The 2717-nt window shown below is 45.0% G+C and carries 3 protein-coding genes and 1 pseudogene; 1 reads left to right on the top strand and 3 read right to left on the bottom strand.

Annotated elements, in window-relative coordinates:
- Both B4K20_RS07490 and B4K20_RS07485 read right to left on the bottom strand, forming a co-directional pair.
- Window positions 1-618: pseudogene (locus B4K20_RS07490) on the bottom strand (hypothetical protein); the annotation flags it as partial.
- A 2-nt stretch (window positions 619-620) separates the two neighbouring features.
- On the bottom strand, window positions 621-1532 hold the full coding sequence (locus tag B4K20_RS07485; RefSeq protein WP_286305313.1) for an AAA family ATPase: 912 nt from the start codon (window positions 1530-1532) through the stop codon (window positions 621-623).
- Window positions 1533-1661: 129 nt separating this feature from the next.
- Here B4K20_RS07485 and B4K20_RS07480 point away from each other — a divergent pair, with 129 nt between their 5' ends.
- On the top strand, window positions 1662-1952 hold the full coding sequence (locus B4K20_RS07480; protein ID WP_289243930.1) for a ferritin-like domain-containing protein: 291 nt from the start codon (window positions 1662-1664) through the stop codon (window positions 1950-1952).
- Here the strand turns inward: B4K20_RS07480 and B4K20_RS07475 are convergent.
- Window positions 1949-2717, bottom strand: a 769-nt coding sequence (locus B4K20_RS07475) for a TatD family hydrolase (RefSeq protein WP_289282443.1), incomplete at its 5' end; no start/stop codon positions are given. The genes B4K20_RS07480 and B4K20_RS07475 overlap by 4 nt on opposite strands.

The raw sequence follows: 2717 nt of genomic DNA, 5'->3' as shown, positions 1-2717 counted from the left end.
CTTGCGTGCTTCCTGTCCGGTCTCAGCGTTCATGGGTAATGGCTTTTGACCTTTCGCCTGAGGATAGACCAAGACCTGAGCTGAGGTGTCGAATAATGTCCAACACTGAAATAAACCGAGAGGATAGCTGCTAGTCACGCTAAGGGTATTTAATGGTTGCCATCCACGTTTTAGTGTTGGGATAGTCAGTGTCGACGTGTGGTTGCTATGGCCATCAACCTTATCCAATAACTGCAAAGATTGATAACGTTTGATAAAGGGCCAACGTGATTTCTTTGTACTGATTTTGTGTCGGACCTCCAGCTGAAAACTAGCCTGTGGTTTCGTGTTGTTTGTCGTTAATCGAAACTGGGCAGATTGGCCGTAGAACACCGGATCTAAAGCTGTCACCGTCAAACTCAGATGTTTGATATTTCGATGACTATGATGCATCGCTACCTGACCAAGACCAACCAGCAAAAAGCACAGTAAATGTCCGAGACTATTATTATAATTAATCGCGCCCAGCAACATGACTATCAGCAGCACGACATAAGCATAACCATAGGCTGACGGCATAATAAAGATACGCTGTCGCTGCTGCCATTTCTGCCAAAATTGAGTGAAGCTGTTGACCATTATCAGGGGATAGGAACTTGTTGAATTAAACTATCAATCCAGTCTGGCTGTTGCGTCTCATCCACCAATTGCAGACGATGATTCACCACACTAGGCAAAACGGCTTGTATATCTTCCGGTAAGACATGATCGCGGCCTTCAATAAATGCCCAGGCTTTTGCCGCGTTAAGTAAACCTAAACCCGCTCTGGGAGACAGACCGTGATGATAATGGCCGGATTCACGTGTGTGTTGCAGAATTTTTTGCAGGTAATCAATCAGCGCATCCGACACGATAAGTTCGCTGGCTTGCTGTTGTAGTGTTAGTAGTACGTTGGCTGTGATGACTGCCTGAAGTTGCTTTAACAGTTGACGCCTATCTATTCCCTTGAGTAATTGTCGCTCCGCGTTGGCATCGGGGTAGCCCAGTTCTATGCGCATCAGGAAGCGATCTAGCTGCGATTCCGGTAAAGGGAAAGTGCCAATCTGATGACTGGGATTTTGCGTGGCAATCACAAAAAATGGTTCAGGTAGATTTAAGGTGTCGTTATCTACGGTAACTTGATGCTCTTCCATGGCTTCAAGCAGCGCACTTTGGGTTCGGGGCGAGGCGCGATTGACTTCATCAGCCAGAATAAACTGAGTAAAAATAGGGCCGTGGTGGAAATGAAACTTAGAGGACTCCCTATCATAAATGCTGATACCAATAATATCGGCGGGCAACATATCACTGGTGAATTGAATGCGTTGAAAACTCAGCCCCATGGTAGCCGCAAGCGTATGAGCTAACGTGGTTTTGCCTACACCCGGCAGATCTTCAATCAGCAAATGACCTCTGGCTAACAGACAGGCCAGGGCCAGTTTTATAGGTTGTTGTTTTCCAATAATAATGTCGTTAACAGTGTCTAGAATCAGCGAAATATCTTTATTTGCCATGATGGTCCTGAGAATTATTTATGATGTTTTTTAACCTCTGATAGTGCCAACTTATCGCCCTACATGCTAGTTTTAGCATCGTTCACAAGAACATCGTATACAACCACTTTTAAGAGAGAGGAGATTTATATGGCAAGTGAAGGCTATCACGAACCCATCGAAGAATTATCAACTGAAACTCGCGATATGCATCGCGCGATAGTTTCATTAATGGAAGAGCTAGAAGCCGTTGATTGGTATAACCAGCGGGTAGATGCCTGTCATGACCCTGAGTTGAAAAAAATTCTGGAACATAATCGTGACGAAGAAAAAGAGCATGCTGCTATGACACTGGAATGGATTCGTCGTCGTGATCCTAAATTTAATGATGAGTTGAAAGACTATTTATTCACGGAAGGTGAAATCGGTCATCACGATTAAACCAGATGAAACACTCTCTGGCAGTTGGCCGTGGTGGCTGCTGCCAGCGATGCTTCTGAAACCGAACGTAGCTCAGCCAGTGTGCTGAGAATGATAGGAATGCGTTCAGGCGTATTTCGCTCACCTTGATAACCCGCGAGAGGCATATCGGGCGCATCCGTTTCCAGCACAATATACTCTTCTGGTAATTGGCTAAATAACGTTTTCAATTTGTTTGCTCTAGGGTAGGTTAGGGCACCGCCAACGCCAAATAAAAATCCCAGTTTTTGATAATGTTCTGCCTGCTGCAGACTGCCATTAAACGCATGCACAATGCCGCCCGGAACCTTGATTTCTCTCAGCAGTTTAAGCACTTCATCATGCGCTTTGCGAACATGCAGAATAACGGGTAGGTTGAAATCAGCGGCGAGCTTTAGCTGTTTTTTAAACAGCTCGGTCTGTGCTTCTTTGTCAGCATCAGCGACGAAAAAGTCGAGACCAATTTCACCAACAGCGATCGCTTTGTTCTTTGTTAATGCTGTGCGTAACTGATCAATATGATTAGGCTTATGTTCCGCCATAAACATCGGGTGTAAGCCTAAAGCCAACCTAAGCGCCGGATAATGGTCACACGTTTTAATGAGTTTTGGCCACTGGGATACAGTAACGCCGGGTACGATGATCTGTTGAATGCCGGATGAAGCACATTCAGAAAGAATGTTTTCTCTGTCTTTATCAAAAGCATCAAAATCAAGGTGGCAATGACTGTCTATCAGGTTCATCATA

It is taken from the genome of Methylophaga sp. UBA5088 (assembly GCF_002414625.1).
In the GTDB taxonomy this organism is placed as follows: Bacteria; Pseudomonadota; Gammaproteobacteria; order Nitrosococcales; family Methylophagaceae; genus Methylophaga; species Methylophaga marina.
This window is presented reverse-complemented; position numbering and strand designations above follow the sequence as displayed.

Excerpts from the sequence above, each read along its gene's own strand:
- B4K20_RS07485 (WP_286305313.1), bottom strand. The coding sequence starts at position 1,532 with ATGGCAAATAAAGATATTTCGCTGATTCTAGACACTGTTAACGACATT.
- B4K20_RS07480 (WP_289243930.1), top strand. The coding sequence starts at position 1,662 with ATGGCAAGTGAAGGCTATCACGAACCCATCGAAGAATTATCAACTGAA.